Annotated in this window: 17 protein-coding genes; 11 read left to right on the top strand and 6 right to left on the bottom strand. The window is 65.4% G+C overall.

The window, feature by feature from the left end:
- Window positions 1-181 precede the first annotated feature (181 nt).
- On the top strand, window positions 182-736 hold the full coding sequence (locus ACZ522_RS08390; RefSeq protein ID WP_379692966.1) for a hypothetical protein: 555 nt from the start codon (window positions 182-184) through the stop codon (window positions 734-736).
- Between the two features lie 102 nt (window positions 737-838).
- Window positions 839-1,753: an HFX_2341 family transcriptional regulator gene (locus ACZ522_RS08385; protein WP_379692968.1), complete on the top strand. Its 915-nt coding sequence runs from the start codon at window positions 839-841 to the stop codon at window positions 1,751-1,753.
- A gap of 10 nt (window positions 1,754-1,763) precedes the next feature.
- On the opposite strand, the gene ACZ522_RS08380 is transcribed toward ACZ522_RS08385, so the two are convergent.
- Both ACZ522_RS08380 and ACZ522_RS08375 read right to left on the bottom strand, forming a co-directional pair.
- On the bottom strand, window positions 1,764-2,870 hold the full coding sequence (locus tag ACZ522_RS08380; protein ID WP_379692970.1) for a hypothetical protein: 1,107 nt from the start codon (window positions 2,868-2,870) through the stop codon (window positions 1,764-1,766).
- 75 nt (window positions 2,871-2,945) lie between these two features.
- Entirely contained in the window at window positions 2,946-3,722 is a 777-nt protein-coding gene (locus ACZ522_RS08375) for a DUF1405 domain-containing protein (protein WP_379692972.1), read from the bottom strand.
- Between the two features lie 146 nt (window positions 3,723-3,868).
- Between ACZ522_RS08375 and pdxS the strand changes: the two genes are divergently transcribed.
- Window positions 3,869-4,777 (top strand): pyridoxal 5'-phosphate synthase lyase subunit PdxS, encoded by a 909-nt coding sequence (gene pdxS, locus ACZ522_RS08370; RefSeq protein WP_379692974.1) that lies wholly within the window; start codon window positions 3,869-3,871, stop codon window positions 4,775-4,777.
- 219 nt (window positions 4,778-4,996) lie between these two features.
- Here pdxS and ACZ522_RS08365 read toward each other — a convergent pair whose 3' ends face one another.
- Both ACZ522_RS08365 and ACZ522_RS08360 read right to left on the bottom strand, forming a co-directional pair.
- Entirely contained in the window at window positions 4,997-5,197 is a 201-nt protein-coding gene (locus ACZ522_RS08365; RefSeq protein ID WP_379692976.1) for an HVO_0649 family zinc finger protein, read from the bottom strand.
- Between the two features lie 284 nt (window positions 5,198-5,481).
- Window positions 5,482-6,357, bottom strand: a complete 876-nt coding sequence (locus ACZ522_RS08360; protein ID WP_379692978.1) for a homoserine kinase — start codon at window positions 6,355-6,357, stop codon at window positions 5,482-5,484.
- Between the two features lie 143 nt (window positions 6,358-6,500).
- Here ACZ522_RS08360 and ACZ522_RS08355 point away from each other — a divergent pair, with 143 nt between their 5' ends.
- From ACZ522_RS08355 to ACZ522_RS08340, 4 genes are all read left to right on the top strand, one after another.
- On the top strand, window positions 6,501-7,898 hold the full coding sequence (locus tag ACZ522_RS08355) for an NAD(P)/FAD-dependent oxidoreductase (RefSeq protein WP_379692980.1): 1,398 nt from the start codon (window positions 6,501-6,503) through the stop codon (window positions 7,896-7,898).
- 100 nt (window positions 7,899-7,998) lie between these two features.
- Entirely contained in the window at window positions 7,999-8,409 is a 411-nt protein-coding gene (locus tag ACZ522_RS08350; RefSeq protein ID WP_379692982.1) for a hypothetical protein, read from the top strand.
- Between the two features lie 119 nt (window positions 8,410-8,528).
- Window positions 8,529-9,107, top strand: a complete 579-nt coding sequence (locus ACZ522_RS08345; protein WP_379694530.1) for a TetR/AcrR family transcriptional regulator — start codon at window positions 8,529-8,531, stop codon at window positions 9,105-9,107.
- A gap of 44 nt (window positions 9,108-9,151) precedes the next feature.
- Window positions 9,152-10,582, top strand: coding sequence for an MATE family efflux transporter (locus tag ACZ522_RS08340; RefSeq protein ID WP_379694533.1), 1,431 nt, complete (start codon window positions 9,152-9,154; stop codon window positions 10,580-10,582).
- A 16-nt stretch (window positions 10,583-10,598) separates the two neighbouring features.
- Here ACZ522_RS08340 and ACZ522_RS08335 read toward each other — a convergent pair whose 3' ends face one another.
- Window positions 10,599-11,192 (bottom strand): DUF6149 family protein, encoded by a 594-nt coding sequence (locus tag ACZ522_RS08335; protein ID WP_379692984.1) that lies wholly within the window; start codon window positions 11,190-11,192, stop codon window positions 10,599-10,601.
- A gap of 219 nt (window positions 11,193-11,411) precedes the next feature.
- On the opposite strand from ACZ522_RS08335, the gene ACZ522_RS08330 reads away from it, so the two are divergent.
- The 4 genes from ACZ522_RS08330 to mptA all read left to right on the top strand — a co-directional run bounded on the left by ACZ522_RS08330 (window position 11,412) and on the right by mptA (window position 14,598).
- A complete protein-coding gene (locus tag ACZ522_RS08330; protein WP_379692986.1) occupies window positions 11,412-12,656 on the top strand; it encodes an NAD(P)/FAD-dependent oxidoreductase in 1,245 nt (414 codons plus the stop codon).
- 178 nt (window positions 12,657-12,834) lie between these two features.
- Entirely contained in the window at window positions 12,835-13,065 is a 231-nt protein-coding gene (locus ACZ522_RS08325; RefSeq protein ID WP_379692988.1) for a DUF7979 domain-containing protein, read from the top strand.
- A gap of 75 nt (window positions 13,066-13,140) precedes the next feature.
- The gene (locus ACZ522_RS08320; protein WP_379692990.1) at window positions 13,141-13,557 is read left to right on the top strand and encodes a DUF7124 domain-containing protein; all 417 of its coding nucleotides are present in this window, start codon (window positions 13,141-13,143) and stop codon (window positions 13,555-13,557) included.
- Between the two features lie 114 nt (window positions 13,558-13,671).
- Window positions 13,672-14,598: a GTP cyclohydrolase MptA gene (mptA, locus tag ACZ522_RS08315; RefSeq protein ID WP_379692992.1), complete on the top strand. Its 927-nt coding sequence runs from the start codon at window positions 13,672-13,674 to the stop codon at window positions 14,596-14,598.
- Between the two features lie 62 nt (window positions 14,599-14,660).
- Here mptA and ACZ522_RS08310 read toward each other — a convergent pair whose 3' ends face one another.
- A complete protein-coding gene (locus ACZ522_RS08310) occupies window positions 14,661-15,485 on the bottom strand; it encodes a TrmB family transcriptional regulator (protein WP_379692993.1) in 825 nt (274 codons plus the stop codon).
- Window positions 15,486-15,534: the final 49 nt, after the last annotated feature.

Genomic DNA, 15,534 nt, shown 5'->3' with positions numbered 1-15,534 from the left:
AATAGCAGATGAATATCCTGTGCTATCATTTAGATAGTGTATGGAGATCTCAACCGATGCAAATTATAAGTAAAATTAGTTCATGATGTAATTGATGAGAAAAGGATATCTAGCGGGAGTACCGATCTGCTTAGCAATTTTACTACTCTTTAATTTTTGCCTACTTCCGACTTTCTGGCAAATGGCTCCTAACGAGATTTGGACTACCGGTGCAACCCTTGAGGGTCTACTTTTAGATCTAATTGGTGCTTCTCTAGTCCTCTTTCCAGAGCTACCAGTGGTTAAAGGAGCGTTCGTTCCCACGAGACGGATAGACCAAATCAAAGAAGCACGTCATTCACTATTTGAGAATAGAAGGCTCCAGAGGGGTGATGAAGGATTCAGGGAGATCGTTCATATCTGCAGTCAAAGGGCAGATATAGAGGATATACCCGATCTAATAAGGGCAGTTCCATCTAACAGGTTTGGTAGTGGCGTCCAGTTTCTCATGGAAAAGCCGAATTGGTCTCCAGACGGAGACTATGGGAAGGATGATATAATTCCCCTTGACAAATATGATTCTGAAACAATAGAAACTAGACCAATGGTCGATCAGTGGATAACACAGTATCTAGGAGAATTAGAGGGGGAAGCTACACAGGTGGCATTCCTAATCGGCCTATCATTCCTCGTGATGGGGTTTAGTCTTCAACTCCTTGCTACCTCCTGCAGAAATGATATATTCTGTGGCCTGTAGGCTGTTTTACATATAATCATTTTGTCTGAGTGCCCCATTCTGTGATCGTCAACCGTCTCGTAGTCTGGTGGTTTTTATACTCGCCAGGCCCCCCTATCAGGTATGCAGACCCACATCGTCCCGGTCGGGTTTGACTACGACCGGCTCATCGCGCCTCTCATCCGCGACCAGTTGGACGTAGACCGGGTCATCCTGTTGGAGGGCGCGGTGGGGAGCGAGGCGAACGTCGAGTACTCCCGCCGCCTCTCGGGGAAACTGGAGAAGGACTTCAGGAACCTGCTGGGCGCGGAGACGGAACGCGTCGTACTGGACGACGTGTACGACTACGACGCCGCCTTCGAGCAGGCGTACGACCTCATCAACGCCGAGTTAGACGACAGCGACTCCGGCGAGGTGTGGGTGAACGTCAGCGCGATGCCCCGCCCCGTCTCCTTCGCGTTCGCCACCGCCGCCCACTCCATCATGGTCGAACGGCAGGAGGACAGAGACCGCATCCACACCTACTACACCGCCCCCGAGAAGTACTTAGAGAGCGAACTGGCCGAGGAACTCAGGGCGGGCCGCGACCTGCTGGACGACCTGTTGAGCGGCGAGGACGTCGCGGACGAGCGAATCAGAGAGCGGTTCGAGACGGCGTCGGACCTCCTCGAAGAGTTCGACGAACGCGGGACGACCATCGGCGCGAAGCAGATAGAGGGGAACCACATCGTCGAACTGCCGGTCGCCTCCTTCTCGAACGTCAAGCCGTTCGAGGAGGTCATCCTCTTCGCACTCGGCGAACACGGCGAGTTCGCCTCCGTCTCGGAACTCGCGGAACGACTCGCCCGCGACATGAACGAGGAGTACACCGACTCCTTCCGGTCGAAGGTCATCTACAACGTGGACCGCCTCGGACCCGGCGGGAAGGGCTACATCGAACAGGAGGAACGCGGGAAGTCCTACCGGACGAGACTCTCGCGCATCGGCGAACTGTGGGTCCGCGCCCACGCCGACTCCGAGGACGTGCTCGAAGGGTGAGTTCTCCCCCTCAGGACCACTTCAGCCCGATTTCGTTCTCCGGCGCGTCGAGGGGACTCGTGGGCAGTCCGTCGGGTATCTCGGGGTCGTTGTAGCCGCCGGGGGCCACGTCGTTCGGGCCGTCGGGGTAGAAGAGCGACGCCAGAAGTTGGATGTGCTGGCGTCCGACGCCGAGTTCGAACTGGCCGCCGCCGTAGAGCGTTATCTCCTCCTCTCGGGCGTACTCGATGGTCTCGAACAGGGACTTGACCGTTCCGAACCGCGAGGGCTTGACGTTCAGCCACGACGGTTCGAAGGGGAGGTCCTCGATGGATTCGACGCCCGTCACGGGGGCGTCCCACGAGACGCGCCCCTCCTCGCCCTCGAACAGCGACCGGGTGTCGTCGGTGATGCCCGGATCCTCCACGACGGCCTCGGGGAACCCCGAGAGCACGATTCTGTACAGTTGCGGGTCGGGTTCTTGCTGTACGTCGGTGCCGGCGTAGTGGCCCTTCAGGTCGAGAATGCGGACGGCCGCCGTCGTGGCCAACGATTCGACGACGTTCTCGGACCACTCCGTCGTCGGGTCGAGTTTGAACTCCGTACCGGGGTACTCGCTCAGTATCGACTCGACGCGGGTGCGCGACGGCGGGTCGCCGAGGCTCGTGCTGACGACGAACCGAACCGGGTCGGGGTCGACGTCGAGAACGTCCGACAGCGAACGGTCGTTCTGCCGCAGTGCGAGGTCCAACCCCGCCGACTCCACGGCCCACCGGCGGTAGCGTTCGCTCGCCTCCCGTTCGGGACCGCCGGTTGGGAACAGGTCGGCGTCGTCGAGGGAGTCCGAGAACTCCGCGAACGACTCGTACTCGCCGACGATGTCGAAGGGGTCCTCGGGCGCGTCTTCGAGGGCGTCGTGGTCCTCAGTGTCGTAGGTCACGTCCTCGCCGCGGCCCTCCGCGCCGTCACCAGACTGCGTCTGGTGGGCTGACGAACGCCGTTCGTCAACGCCTCCGCGGAGGTGGAACGTGGTCGTCGTCCGGACGAAACCGCTCGACGTGTCACGGTCGCGGCGCGTTCGCGCCACCTCCTCGATTTCGAGGGGGAACTCCGCCACCGCGTCGAACAGGGTGCTCATCGCTCGTCGTTTGGTCCCGCGAGTCAAAAGTCTGTCACCGAAAGGGCTACTAGCGCCGCGTTCGACGCCGCCGGGTCAGTCCCGTTCGCGTTCGCGTTCCCGTTCCAGTTCTAATTCTACCTTCTTCACGCGCGTGCTCAGGGCGAAGAACGTCGCCACGATGGTGAGGACGACCGCGGCGGCGGCGGCGATGTGGAGAACCGTCGTCTCGCCGACGGGGGTGGCGTCGGGGAGGGGAAGCGACGTGTGGTGGGGTTCGCCGACGATGGGGACGAAGTAGTCCACCACGTCGTTGAAGCCGTACCAGACGACGGCGACGCCGACGGCCCGCACCGGGAAGTCGGAAACGCGGTGCAGGACGAACGCCTCGACGACCATCGCGAGGTGGCTGACGAACAGGAAGACGTACATCGGAAGCAGCGTCGTCTGGAGGAACGCGGCCGAGAACGCCCCGAGGACGAACGGCGTCCAAAGGCCGAGCTTCCAGCACCCGAAGAACGCGAGGGCGTTGAGGTACTCGTTCGGCCTGTCGAGCTTCCACGCGGCGAACGCGCCGGCGATGAACAGCGTCGCCATCGGACTGTCGGGGACGAACGGCCACATGACGAGGGGTTCGGCGGCGAACTGCCACGTTATTAGCGGGCCCGAGAGCGGAATCGGGTGGAAGCCGTAGTACCAGAAGCCGAAGGCGGTTCCGAGGAGGTTGACGGCGACGACGACCCACGCGAATCGGAGGCCGACGTTCTCCAACCACCGCGGAAGCGGTGCCAACCACCGCGGGAGTCCGTCAGGTTCGGGGAGTTCGTCGTCGTCACCGGAGACGAGTCTCCAGAGCCCGGAAAACGAAACCATGACTCACGGCACGGCCGGTCCGTTCAAATGGATGCCGGTTCATCCTCACGGTTCGCGTACCCGTCCATCCCGGGGCGTTCGGCCGCCGTTCGGGCGATTTGGCCGGACTGGTTGCCCTTAAGTGCGTTCGCCCGTAAGCACCGAGCATGGCCGAGGAGACTGATTTGGAGGAACTCCGCCGGGGAACTGACCTCGTCAAGCGCGGGTTCGCGCAGATGCAGAAAGGCGGCGTCATCATGGACGTCGTGAACGCCGAACAGGCACGGATAGCCGAGGAGGCCGGCGCGGTGGCCGTCATGGCGCTGGAGGCCGTCCCAGCCGACATCCGCAAGCGCGGCGGCGTATCGCGCATGGCGGACCCGCAGAAGGTCGAGGAGATAATCGACGCCGTCTCCATCCCGGTGATGGGGAAGGCCCGAATCGGCCACTACACCGAAGCGCAGATTCTGGAGGCCGTCGGCGTGGACATGATAGACGAGAGCGAGGTGCTCACGATGGCCGACGACCGTTACCACATCGACAAGCGCGAGTTCACCGCGCCGTTCGTCTGCGGCGCGCGCAACCTCGGCGAGGCCCTCCGCCGCATCAACGAAGGCGCGGCGATGATTCGGACGAAGGGCGAGGCCGGCACGGGCGACGTGAACCAGGCCGTCCACCACCAGCGCAACATCAAGGGCTCCATCCGCAAACTCGAAGGGATGAGCCACCAAGAGCGCGAGAAGTGGGCCCGCGAGAACGAAGCGCCCGCGGAACTCGTCCACGAGACGGCCGAGATGGGCCGCCTCCCGGTCGTCAACTTCGCGGCCGGCGGCATCGCCACGCCCGCCGACGCCGCCCTCATGATGTACCACGACTGCGACGGCATCTTCGTCGGATCGGGCATCTTCGGCGCGGAGGACCCCGAACGGATGGGCGAGGCCATCGTCGAGGCGGTCAACAACTGGGACGACCCCGAGACGCTCGCCTCCATCGCCTCCGGCATCGGCAAGGGCATGAAGGGCGAGGCCAACGCCGACATCCCCGAAGAAGAGCGACTGCAGGGTCGCGGCGTCTGAACGCTCTGCGTACCCTCTCCGTCGATACTCGCCGTCGGTTTTTCACCCCCGTCTCTCGTTCGTTCGCGTCGGTTTCGTCACCGACGGGTATCGACGCTTCGAAACGGTCGACGCGAACGAACCGGGTTCCACGCGGTCGCTGCGAGCAGCGTTCGACTCGTCACCGGTGACCGTTCGCCGATTCAGTCCGGCGAACGGTCGCGCCGCGCGAAAAATCCACTAGCGGCCGAGCGTGTAACTGGACTGGCGGACCTTCCCACACGACGGGCAGATGTGCTGATAGACGATTCGTCTGCCGTCGGTCTCCGAGAGCCACTCCCCCTCGTCGTCGTCGTATCCGCACTCGGGACACACCATATCTCTGTCGTAGCGGTTCTTCAAGCGTTCAAACGGCGTCGAACCGTTGTTACGGGATGCCATACCACACACTTGCATCCGACAACTGAAAAGTGATGGGGTGGGTTTGCGCGAGAACGAATAAGAGGGGCGGGATATTTACGATTCGATAATTACGATGGGTTCCGAACCGACGAAATCGGCGAACGCGTCCGCGGCCAACGGACGCGACACCTCCACCGCTCCTTCCGACTCGGCGTTCGATTCCCATCGACGGCCGTCCGTTTCCGGGGGACCAGATAGCCGGAGACGGGGCGCTGTGGGTCGAGAGACAGAAGGACGAGAGGGCGTGACCGGTGCGACGTGCGTCAGTGGAACGTCGCGCCGGCGCCGACTCTCGTCTGGTAGGCGCGCGCGTCCACGCCCACGTCCTCGAAGGCGTCGAGCATCGCGCTGGCGACGCGGGCGCGGTCGGCGCCGCCGCAGACGGCCAGAAGCGACGGCCCGGCACCCGAGACGGTGACGCCCGTCGCGCCGGCCGCCAAGGCGGCGTCACGAACGTCGTAGTAGCCGTTTATCAGCTCCGCGCGGGCGGGCGTGACGATGCGTTCGTCCATGCCCGCGCCGACGAGTTCGGGGTCGCTCCGGCACATCCCCACCGCCAGCGTCGCCGCCGACCCGACGGTGTGGACCACGTCGTCCATGTCGGCCCGGGAGGGGACGACGCGCCGTGCGTCGCGCGTCGAGACGGCTATCTCGGGCAGGCAGGCGACGAGCGGAATCTCGGCGTCCACCGCCGTCACCCCGCCGTGGCGGGCGACGGTGAACCCGCCCAAGAGCGCGGGCGCGACGTTGTCCGAGTGAGCCTCGCCGGAGACGACGGCTTCGCCCTCGGCGGCGATGGGGACGAGTTCCTGTCGGGAGTAGCCGCGGTCGTACAGTCCGTTGAGGGCGAGTGCCGCCGCCGCGGAACTCGCCGCCGAGGAGCCGAGTCCGGAGGAGGGGCGGACGCCCTTGTCGATGCGGATGTGCGCGGGGGCGTCGAGGGCATCCGCGACGGCCCCGACGACGTTCTTCCGGGGGTCCTCGGGGATGTACTGGCTCCCGACGCCCGTCACCTCTATCGTCGTCTCGTCGGCTTTCTCCACGCGGACCACGTCCGCCGGTCGGTCGAGGGCGACGCCGAACACGTCGAAGCCGCTCCCGAGATTCGCGCTCGTCGCGGGTGCCCTGACCGTGCGCATATGGGAGACGGCTTACCAGAGTGCGGATAAAAATGTAGCGAACGACGGGAGAAACGGTCCGCTCGATGTCACTCGATTTCCGTCCGACGCAGCGAGTGCGGACGAACGGAAGGGACTTTTCCCGCCGCCTCGTAGCCCGGTGCATGATTGGCGTCGTCGGCGGCGGCATCGCGGGACTCGCCGCGGCCTACCGACTGCGGAAGCGAGGCTACGAGGTTCAGGTGTTCGAGGCGTCCGACCAAGTCGGCGGCCTCGCGGCCGTCTACGAGACGCCGGGCGACGACATCGAGAAGTTCTACCACCACCTCTCGAAGTCCGAGGAGACCATCGTCGAACTCGCCGAGGAACTCGGCCTCGGCGACGACTTGGAGTGGCGCATCGGCAAGAACGCCTACTACGTGGACGGCGTCGTCCACCCCCTCGACACCGCGTGGCAGATCGCCGCCTACCCCCACATGAGCCTCTACGACAAGTTCAGGCTGGGGATGCTCACGCAGGGTATCGACGTCCGCGGTGGCGTCCCCGACTTCGACGCGTACGACGACCTGAGCGAGTACGAACACGTCGGCATCGAGGAGTTCGTCGTCGAACACACCACCCGCGGCGTCTACGAGAACTTCGTGGACCCCCTGCTCGACGGGAAGTTCGGCGACAGGAAGCACGACGTGTCGGCCGCGTGGTTCCTCGGCCGCGTCCGCTTCCGCGGCGAACGCGACCTGCTGCGCGGCGAGATTCTCGGCTACTTCGACGGCGGGTTCAGACCCCTCTTGGACGCCCTCGTCGAGGCCGTCGGCCGCGAGAACATCACCACCGACGCGCCGGTGACGGGCCTCTCGATGGGCGACGACGGGGTGGAGTCGTTGACCGTCGGGACGGGCGAGGCGGCGGAGACGCGCGAGGTGGACGACGTCGTCGTCGCCGCGATGCCGAACGTCCTCGAAGGACTCACCGGCTACGAGTGCGACATCGACTTCCAAGGCGCGGTCTGCGGCCTCGTGACCATGGAGGAGTCGCTGATGGACACCTACTGGCTGAACGTGGCCCACGACGCGCCGTTCGGCGCGCTCATCGAACACACGAACTTCGTCCCGAAGGAGCGATACGGCGGGCAACACCTCCTCTACGTCGCCGCCTACGTGCAGGACGAACAGGAGGACATCTGGCGGATGGACGACGAGGAACTCCGGCGGGTGTGGCTGAACGAGATCGCCGACATGTTCCCCGAGTTCGACCCCGCCTCGGTCACGGAGTTCCGCGTCGCCCGCAACCCCCGCGCCGCGCCGGTGTACGAGCGCGGCTACCTCGATCTGGTCGTCCCGTACGACCTGAGCGAGGAGGTCGGCGAGGGCGTCTACTACGCCGGGATGGCGAGCGAGGCGCAGTACCCCGAGCGAAGCCTCAACGGCGGCATCGTCGCGGGCTACGAGTGCGCCGACCGCATCGCCGAGAAACGCGCGCGCGACGGCGAGGGAGGCGGCGGATCGGTCGGCAGACGGAGTTCGGCGAGTTCGGCCGCCGCGGACGGCGGAAGCCGCGAGTAGTCTCGACGGCGTCACCCCGCCGTATCACCTTCGAGACGTGACATTCTGCGAGAACCGCCATAGAGCATACGCCCCTGTGGTCGGTACCTTCTAGGCACATATGAGTGACACCGAGAGTCGCGACAACGACGACGCCCCGGAGATACCCGTCGAGACGGGGAAAGCGACGATCGTCTACGAACACCCCGAGGAGGGGAAAAAGGAGGTAACCGTCTCGAACGAACAGGTCGTCTACGCGCAGGACCACTGGGCGTTCATGTCGGGGACCGACGAGGAGGGCAACGACCTGGTCCGACGCGTCCCCCGCGACCGAGTCCACTACGTCGAGCGGAACGTCCAGAAGTTCGAAGAGGAGGTCCGAACCGTCCGACACCGCGTCGAGTCCCTCGCCAACGAGGTCAGACAGAAGCTGCCGGTGAACGCGAGCGGCGGCGGCGGCGAGTCGGAACAGACGCAGAGCGAACCCCACCGAATCGAAGTCGAGGACGACGACGCGACGACGGAGCGGTAACGACGGGTGCCGCCTCGCGCGGGCGGAACCGAAACTGCTTTTCCCTTCCCTGACTGACTAGTCAGTTAGTGACCGAAGACAGAGACACTCCCGCGCCGCGAGACGTCCACGAGGAGGTTATGGAGGCCACCTACCGGGCGCTCTGCGCCAACGGGTTCGCCTCGCTGACGATGCGGGACATCGCCGACGAGGCCGGAAAGAGCACGTCGCTCCTCCACTACCACTACGACACGAAGCGGAATCTGCTGGTCTCGTTCCTCGCGCACCTGTTGGCCGGGTTCGAAGAGAAGTTCGAGGAGACGGAAGGCGAGAGTCCGGACGACCGGTTGCGGAGCCTCGTCGAACGACTCCTCCCCGACGACGACGGCGAGGAGTACGCGCGGTTCGGGCGCGCCCTGATGGAACTCCGGATGCGCGCCCCCCACGAGGAAGCCTACCGCGAGCAGTTGCAGACGAACATGCGCACCCTCCGCGACCGGTTCGCGGACGTCATCCGCGAGGGCGTCGAGGCGGGCGTCTTCCGCGAGGTGGACCCCGACAGGACCGCGCGCCTGCTTCTGTACTCCCTCGACGGGGCGCGGAGTTTCCACGTGACCCTCGGCGACGACGACGCGCCGGCGGAAACCGCGGCGGCCCTCGATGAGTTCGTCCTCTCGTCGCTTCTGGTCGACGGGGACGCGGAGCGTGACGCCGAGTGAGTCACCGCGACGTGAACCTGACGGACGGCGACCTCGTGAAGCCGATGCTGGTGCTCTCGCTCCCCATCGTGCTCTCGCAGTTGATGCAGGTGGCGTACAACCTCGCGGACACCTTCTGGGTCGGTCGCATCGGCTCCGAGGCGGTGTCCGCGCTCTCGTTCTCGTGGCCCCTCGTCTTCCTCATGATCTCGTTCGGCGGCGGGTTCACCGTCGCCGGGACGGTGCTCGTCGCCCAGAACAAGGGCGCGGGCAACCACGACGAGGTGAACCACGTCGCCGCCCAGACCCTCGGGTTCGTCATCCTGCTGTCGGCGGGGTTCGCCGCCCTCGGCTACCTACTGACGCCGACGCTCCTGCCCCTCATCGGGACGACGCCGGGCACGACGGTACACGAACTCTCCGTGGAGTACACGCGGACCATCTTCCTCGGCGTCGCCTTCATGTTCGGATTCTTCATGTTTCAGGCGCTGCTGCGCGGGTGGGGCGACACCAAGACGCCGATGTACCTGATGGCGTTCGGCGTCGTCGTCAACGTCGTCCTTGACCCGTTCCTCATCCTCGGGTTCGACGCGAACCCCGTGTTCGGCGTCCTCGGACTGGAGTCTCTCGGCGCGTCGCTGTTCGCCGCGACGGGGTTCGCCGGGTTCGGCGTGCAGGGTGCCGCCGTCGCGACGGTGTTCTCCCGCGCGTTGGGCGCGAGCGTCGGCTTCGCCCTCCTGTTCTCCGGGCGCGTCGGCATCGACATCTCGCCCGCTGACCTCCTGCCCGAACGGGAGACGGTCGAGAAGATAGTCCGCATCGGCGCGCCGTCGAGCGTCGAGCAGTCCACCCGCGCCCTCGGCGTCACGGTGCTCACCGCCCTCGTGGCGTACGCCGGCACCGCCGCCGCGGGCGTCGATACGGCGACCGTCGTCGCCGCGTTCGGCATCGGGAACCGCCTCAACTCGCTCGTGTTCCTCCCGGCCATCGGCCTCGCGCAGGGCACCTCGACCGTCGTGGGCCAGAACCTCGGGGCGGGACAGTCCGACCGCGCCGAACGCGCCGTCCACGTCTCCGCCGGCGTCATCGCCGCCGTCCTCGTGTTCGTCTCCGCGGCGGCGTACCTGTTCGCGGAACCCATCGTCGCGGCGTTCATCCCCGGCGAGGAGGCGGTCATCGCCATCGGCGCGGACTACCTCCGCATCATCGGCCCGACGTTCCTCTTCCTCGGGGTGTTCAACGTGGTCAACGGCGGCTTCCGCGGAAGCGGTTCGACCCGCACGGCGATGGCGTTCTCGCTCGTCTCGCTTTGGGTGCTCCGCCTCCCCGTCTCGTACGTGCTCGTCGAGTTCCTCTCGATGGGCCCGACGGGCGTCTGGTACGGCATCGCCGTCTCGAACGTCGCGGCGGCGGTGCTGGCGGCGGCGTGGTTCACGCGCGGCACGTGGAAAAGCAGCGTCGTCGAACGCGGCGCGCACGCCCCGGCCGACGACTGAACCGAGAAGCGGGGCGTCAGGCCGTCTCTTCGTCCCCGTCGCGCACGCCGGGCGCGGCGCTCACGTCCACGTCCTCGGGTTCCTCCCGCCCGCCGACGTGCACCTCGCCGGACTCGTCTTCGACGTACACGTCGTCGGCGAATCCGCCCTCGGCGTGGGGGTGTTCGGGGTTTTCGAGCCTCTCGGGCGTCGAGGGCGCGTCGGGAATCTCCCGGGTGCGGAAGTCGCCGAGGGGGTCCGCGATGTCGATATCGTACCGCTCGAAGAAGTCGCGGTAGCGTTCGTAGTGGTCCTCCAGTTCGTCCGCGGGGAACTCCATCATCTCGGTCCAGCCGTGGTTGTAGAAGTCGAAGTTCGACTGGATGTGGGTTATCTCGCGGGCCTCCGCCTCGGTGTACCCCTCTTCGAGGGCGCGGACGTACGTGTCGAACGTGCAGTCGAAGAACGCCTCCATCCGCGGTTCGCGTTCCTCGCGGTGTTCCGGGTCCGCCTTCTCGCCGAAGATTCTGACGTGCATGTTCACGAGTTTCTCCGTCGCGATGTCGCCGACGACGGGCATCGTCAGCGCCTTCTTCGCGGCGAAGTGGCGGACGTTCTGGCGTATCTTCATCGTTGTCGGGGGTTAGGACCGGGAACTCTTCAAGCCAACGTGTGCGCACTCGTCCGCGCGACGTATCGAGACGCGGAGTCGGACCCCGCCGCGCGGCCGGCAGGGAACCGACGAGCGGTCGCCGGCCGGCCTCTCGGGCGACGAGCGCCGCCCGTTCGGTAGTGCACGGATATGAACGGATAGCAACCCACATTAACCCCGGCCTCAAATCATCCGAATATGACCCAGTCGTACGTGATTATTGGCGACGGGATTGCGGGGAGTTCCGCCGCAGAGACCCTCCGGGAGGAGGAACCCGACGCCGACATCATCGTCATCACGGACGAGGGCGAGGCCCTGTACAATCGGATTCTCATCAAAGAGTTCGCGAAGGGCAAGTTGCCCGAGGCACCGATCTCCATCCACGAAGAGGAGTGGTACGAAGAGCGCGACATCGACCTCCGACTCAACACGCTCGTGGTGGACGTCGACCCCGACGCCCACACCGTCACGACCCACGAGGGCGAGGAGATTTCGTACGACAAGCTCCTCTACTCGACGGGCGGGACGCCGACGCAGCTTCCGGTCGATAACTCCGACGCCGAGGGTATTCACCACTTCTGGACGTTCCAAGACGCCCGGAGTATCCGCGAGCACATCCAACGTGCGGACAACTCCGTCGTCGTCGGCGCGGGTCTGCTCGGCATCGACCTCGCGGCCATCACCGCCGCGAACGACGTCGAGGGCAAGTACCTGATGCGCGGGAACGCGTGGTGGCGCTACGCCCTCTCGGAGGGGGGCGCGGAGATAATCCACGACGCCCTCCGCGAGCGAAACGTCGAACCCGTCTTCGAGTCCGGCGTGGACCACTTCGAAGTCGACGACGACGGCCACGTCACCGCCGCCGTCGACCCCAACGGCGACCGCTACGACGCCGACTTCGTCGGCATCGCCATCGGCCTCGACTTCAACACCGAGATTCTGCAGGAGACCGACGTGGAGTGCGACAACGGCGTCGTCGTCGACGAGTACATGCAGACGAGCGACGAGGACATCTACGCCGCGGGCGACATCACGCAGTTCCACGACGTCATCCTCGGCGACCGCGCGCAGAACGGCGCGTGGGGCTCCGCGAAGGAGCAGGGCACCATCGCCGCCAAGAACATGGTGAACCCGCAGTCCGAGGAGTTCCGCTGGGTCTCCTCGTACTCCATCACCCACTTCGACTTCCCGTTCCTCTCGTTCGGTCACCCGACCATCGGCGACGACGAGGCCGAGGCGAAGTACTCCGACGACGAGTGGCGGCGTCTCGCCTTCAAGGACGGCAAAATCGTCGGCGGCGTCCTCATCGGCGACCTCTCGCCGCAGAGCAAGTACAAGAAGCTCATGCGCGAGGAACGCGTCGTCGCCGACCAGAAGGACGTCCTCATGCAACAGCAGTTCGATCTCGACGAACTCGAACTCGAAGAGGCCCCGGCGGAGTAACTCCGCCCTCGCCCGTCGACTCTCTACCGCTCTCTCTTAGCGGCCTCGCTCTCGTCCTCCTTCTCCCTTCCTCGCTCCCGTTCACCCTCGCTCCTTCCCCATCCCGTCGCCGAATCTCTCGCTTCGACCGTCCGCACTTCCGCAACATTTATCTCCGATGCATGTTCATTGATACCATATGTCACAGACGGCGCGAGACGGAGCGTCCGACGGCAGCGCAGACCGTTCGGACGTGGTCGCTATCGCTCCCGAGAGCATCGAGGCGGACGCGCGGGTGCGGGACTTCGACCAACTGTCGGAGTCCGCGCAGCGAGCGTTCGTCTCCGGGGACGCCGCCGACGTCGCGGCGGCGTCGGACCTCGAACGCGGCGACGTGGTCCGGTACACCGAGTACTACCGCGTGGTGTGAGCGCGCCGTTCGCTCCGACCGGCGGACGTCGGAGCAACCGAAGGCGTTTTGCGACAGACGCGAGGAGGAGTACGTATGGATGGTGGCGGCAGCACGGACATGACGCTCGCGTTCGAGTTGGAGGCGTTGAAATCGCTCGCGGACCCGAACGCCGTCTTCAACGACGCCCGTCAGTGGACCGAGTACGTCGGCGTCGTCAGCGAGAAACCCACGTACGTGGTGACCAACTTCACGCGAAAGCACCGCATCCGGCAGGACTTCTTCTCCGGGCCCCGCGGGGTCGAGGAGAGTCTGGAGAACGTCAAACAGCAGTTCGACACCGACCGGCACGTCTTCGTCGGCACCTCCGAGGAGGACGAAGCCGTCGCCGAGGACGCCGGGTGGGAGTACCTCCCGCTTTCGCAGGCCGCGGAGGCCGCGGAGTGGGCCCTCGCGAGCGAGTCGCCCGAACCGGACCCCTTCGAGTCCGACGGGCGCGACGACTGGCCCTGAGTCGGCCCGCCCGTCACCGATACCGGCGATATCGGCGACCTCACCGCCGTTCTTTCGGTACTCTCCGTCCCTGAAGCGAAAGCACTAATCGCGGCGCGTCCTTCCGTCCACTCAATGAGTCACCAGTTGCCTGACGTGCAGGCAAGCCGCCCCGACGTGACCGTGGGGCTGAGTCAGGTCGGCGTCACGGGGGTAGACAAACTCGTCAAAATCGCCCGCGACGACAAGCGTCCGCTCGTTCTGATGGCCGAGTTCGAGGTGTTCGTGGACCTCCCGAGCGGTCGGAAGGGAATCGACATGAGCCGGAACATGCAGGTCATAGACGAGACGCTCGAAGCCGCCGTCTCCGAACCCGCCTACCGCGTCGAGGACATGTGCGGCGACGCCGCGGAGCGACTGCTCGCGAAGCACGAGTACACCTCCACCGCCGAAGTCCGCATGACAGCCGAACTCGTCCTCCGGGAGGACACCCCCGCGAGCGGACTCGCCACGCAGGGGACGGCGACCATCATCGCCAGCGCCGTCGCCACCGACGACGGCACCCGCGAGGAGATCGGCGCGGAAGTGACCGGGATGACGGTCTGTCCCTGTTCGCAGGGCATGTCCGCCTCCCGCGCGCGCGACGTGTTGCAGGACTTGGCGGTCGACGACGACACCATAGAGGAGTTCCTCGAACGGGTGCCCCAACCGGGTCACTCCCAACGCGGGCACGCGACGCTCACCGTCGAGACGGAGGGGTCGCCCGACGTGGACTTGATGGACCTCATCGACATCGCCCGCGACTCGATGTCCGCGCGCATCTACAACCTCGCAAAGCGCCCGGACGAGGATCACATGACGTACGAGGCGCACGCGAACGCGAAGTTCGTCGAGGACTGCGTCCGATCGATGGCCGACCACGTGCTGGCGGACCTCGACCACTTGGACGACGACGCCGTCGTCCGCATGAAGCAGTCGAACGACGAGTCCATCCACCAGCACAACGCCCACGCGGAGCGAGAAGTGACGCTCCGACAGCTCCGATCCGAGATGGACCAGTAAGCGAGTTCGGCCCTTCTCTCACCCGCCGGTCGCCACCCTTCGGTTCCCGACCCGCCGGTCGGTCACTCGTCGGACGCGGCGACCGAGAGCGAGAGCGGTTCCGCCTCCTCCCACCGCGGATCGAACATCGACCGGATGTCCGCGCTGAAATCGGGGTCCTTCAGATCGATCATGGCGAACGCCTCGCCGGGGTCGAGCGGGTTCGGCACCTCGATGCACACCTCCACGTCGTCGATGAGGTTGAACGTGCCCGAGAGGTTCTGCGACGTTCGGACCGAGAAGCGCGGGTGGTCCGCGAGGCTGTCGAGGTAGCGTTCGCCCACGCTCTCGGGGAGGGACGCGACGAGGTCGGGCGACATCAGCACGGAGACGTCCACGCCCCGGTCGAGCGCCGTCGCCAACTCCTCCGTCACTAAGTCGCCGACCCGTCCGAGGTCGAACTGCGCGGAGAGCGTCCCCGCGACCATGACGAGCGATTCGTCGGCGGCGGCGAGTCGTTCCAAGAGGAGATCCACCGACTCGTCGGTGCCGACGGCGGCGGTCCAGAACTGCCCCTGTACGGGTTCGGCGGTCTCCAGTTCGTCGGCGAGTTCGTCCACGACGGCCTCGTACTGCTCGGCCTTCTCGTCGAGCTCTCGCTTCTTGCTCTCCAACAGGCGGTCTAACGCCATGTCCGGTTCGACGGCGACGTACTTCTTGGGCCGACTGGCGGCCTGACTCCGCACGAGACTGTGCTGTTCGAGGCTGTTCAGCACGTCGTAAATGCGGCCCATCGGCACGTCGCTGGCGCGGGACAACTCTTTCGCGGTTGTCGCGCCCGTCCGGAGGAGCGACCGATACGCCCGGGCTTCGTACTCGGACAGCCCGAGGTCCCGAAGATTGGCCATGTCTCCGTGTCATTTGCTACCGTTAAAAACGCATCGGAGGTTTACACCC

This window comes from Halopelagius fulvigenes (assembly GCF_055398025.1).
This window is presented reverse-complemented; position numbering and strand designations above follow the sequence as displayed.

Coding starts and splice junctions, on each gene's coding strand:
- ACZ522_RS08375 (WP_379692972.1), bottom strand. CDS start 3,722: ATGGTTTCGTTTTCCGGGCTCTGGAGACTCGTCTCCGGTGACGACGAC.
- mptA (WP_379692992.1), top strand. CDS start 13,672: ATGAGTCACCAGTTGCCTGACGTGCAGGCAAGCCGCCCCGACGTGACC.
- ACZ522_RS08350 (WP_379692982.1), top strand. CDS start 7,999: ATGAGTGACACCGAGAGTCGCGACAACGACGACGCCCCGGAGATACCC.
- ACZ522_RS08360 (WP_379692978.1), bottom strand. CDS start 6,357: ATGCGCACGGTCAGGGCACCCGCGACGAGCGCGAATCTCGGGAGCGGC.
- ACZ522_RS08355 (WP_379692980.1), top strand. CDS start 6,501: ATGATTGGCGTCGTCGGCGGCGGCATCGCGGGACTCGCCGCGGCCTAC.
- ACZ522_RS08335 (WP_379692984.1), bottom strand. CDS start 11,192: ATGAAGATACGCCAGAACGTCCGCCACTTCGCCGCGAAGAAGGCGCTG.
- ACZ522_RS08310 (WP_379692993.1), bottom strand. CDS start 15,485: ATGGCCAATCTTCGGGACCTCGGGCTGTCCGAGTACGAAGCCCGGGCG.
- ACZ522_RS08390 (WP_379692966.1), top strand. CDS start 182: ATGGCTCCTAACGAGATTTGGACTACCGGTGCAACCCTTGAGGGTCTA.
- ACZ522_RS08365 (WP_379692976.1), bottom strand. CDS start 5,197: ATGGCATCCCGTAACAACGGTTCGACGCCGTTTGAACGCTTGAAGAAC.
- ACZ522_RS08320 (WP_379692990.1), top strand. CDS start 13,141: ATGGATGGTGGCGGCAGCACGGACATGACGCTCGCGTTCGAGTTGGAG.
- ACZ522_RS08345 (WP_379694530.1), top strand. CDS start 8,529: ATGGAGGCCACCTACCGGGCGCTCTGCGCCAACGGGTTCGCCTCGCTG.
- ACZ522_RS08340 (WP_379694533.1), top strand. CDS start 9,152: ATGCTGGTGCTCTCGCTCCCCATCGTGCTCTCGCAGTTGATGCAGGTG.
- ACZ522_RS08330 (WP_379692986.1), top strand. CDS start 11,412: ATGACCCAGTCGTACGTGATTATTGGCGACGGGATTGCGGGGAGTTCC.
- ACZ522_RS08380 (WP_379692970.1), bottom strand. CDS start 2,870: ATGAGCACCCTGTTCGACGCGGTGGCGGAGTTCCCCCTCGAAATCGAG.
- ACZ522_RS08385 (WP_379692968.1), top strand. CDS start 839: ATGCAGACCCACATCGTCCCGGTCGGGTTTGACTACGACCGGCTCATC.
- pdxS (WP_379692974.1), top strand. CDS start 3,869: ATGGCCGAGGAGACTGATTTGGAGGAACTCCGCCGGGGAACTGACCTC.
- ACZ522_RS08325 (WP_379692988.1), top strand. CDS start 12,835: ATGTCACAGACGGCGCGAGACGGAGCGTCCGACGGCAGCGCAGACCGT.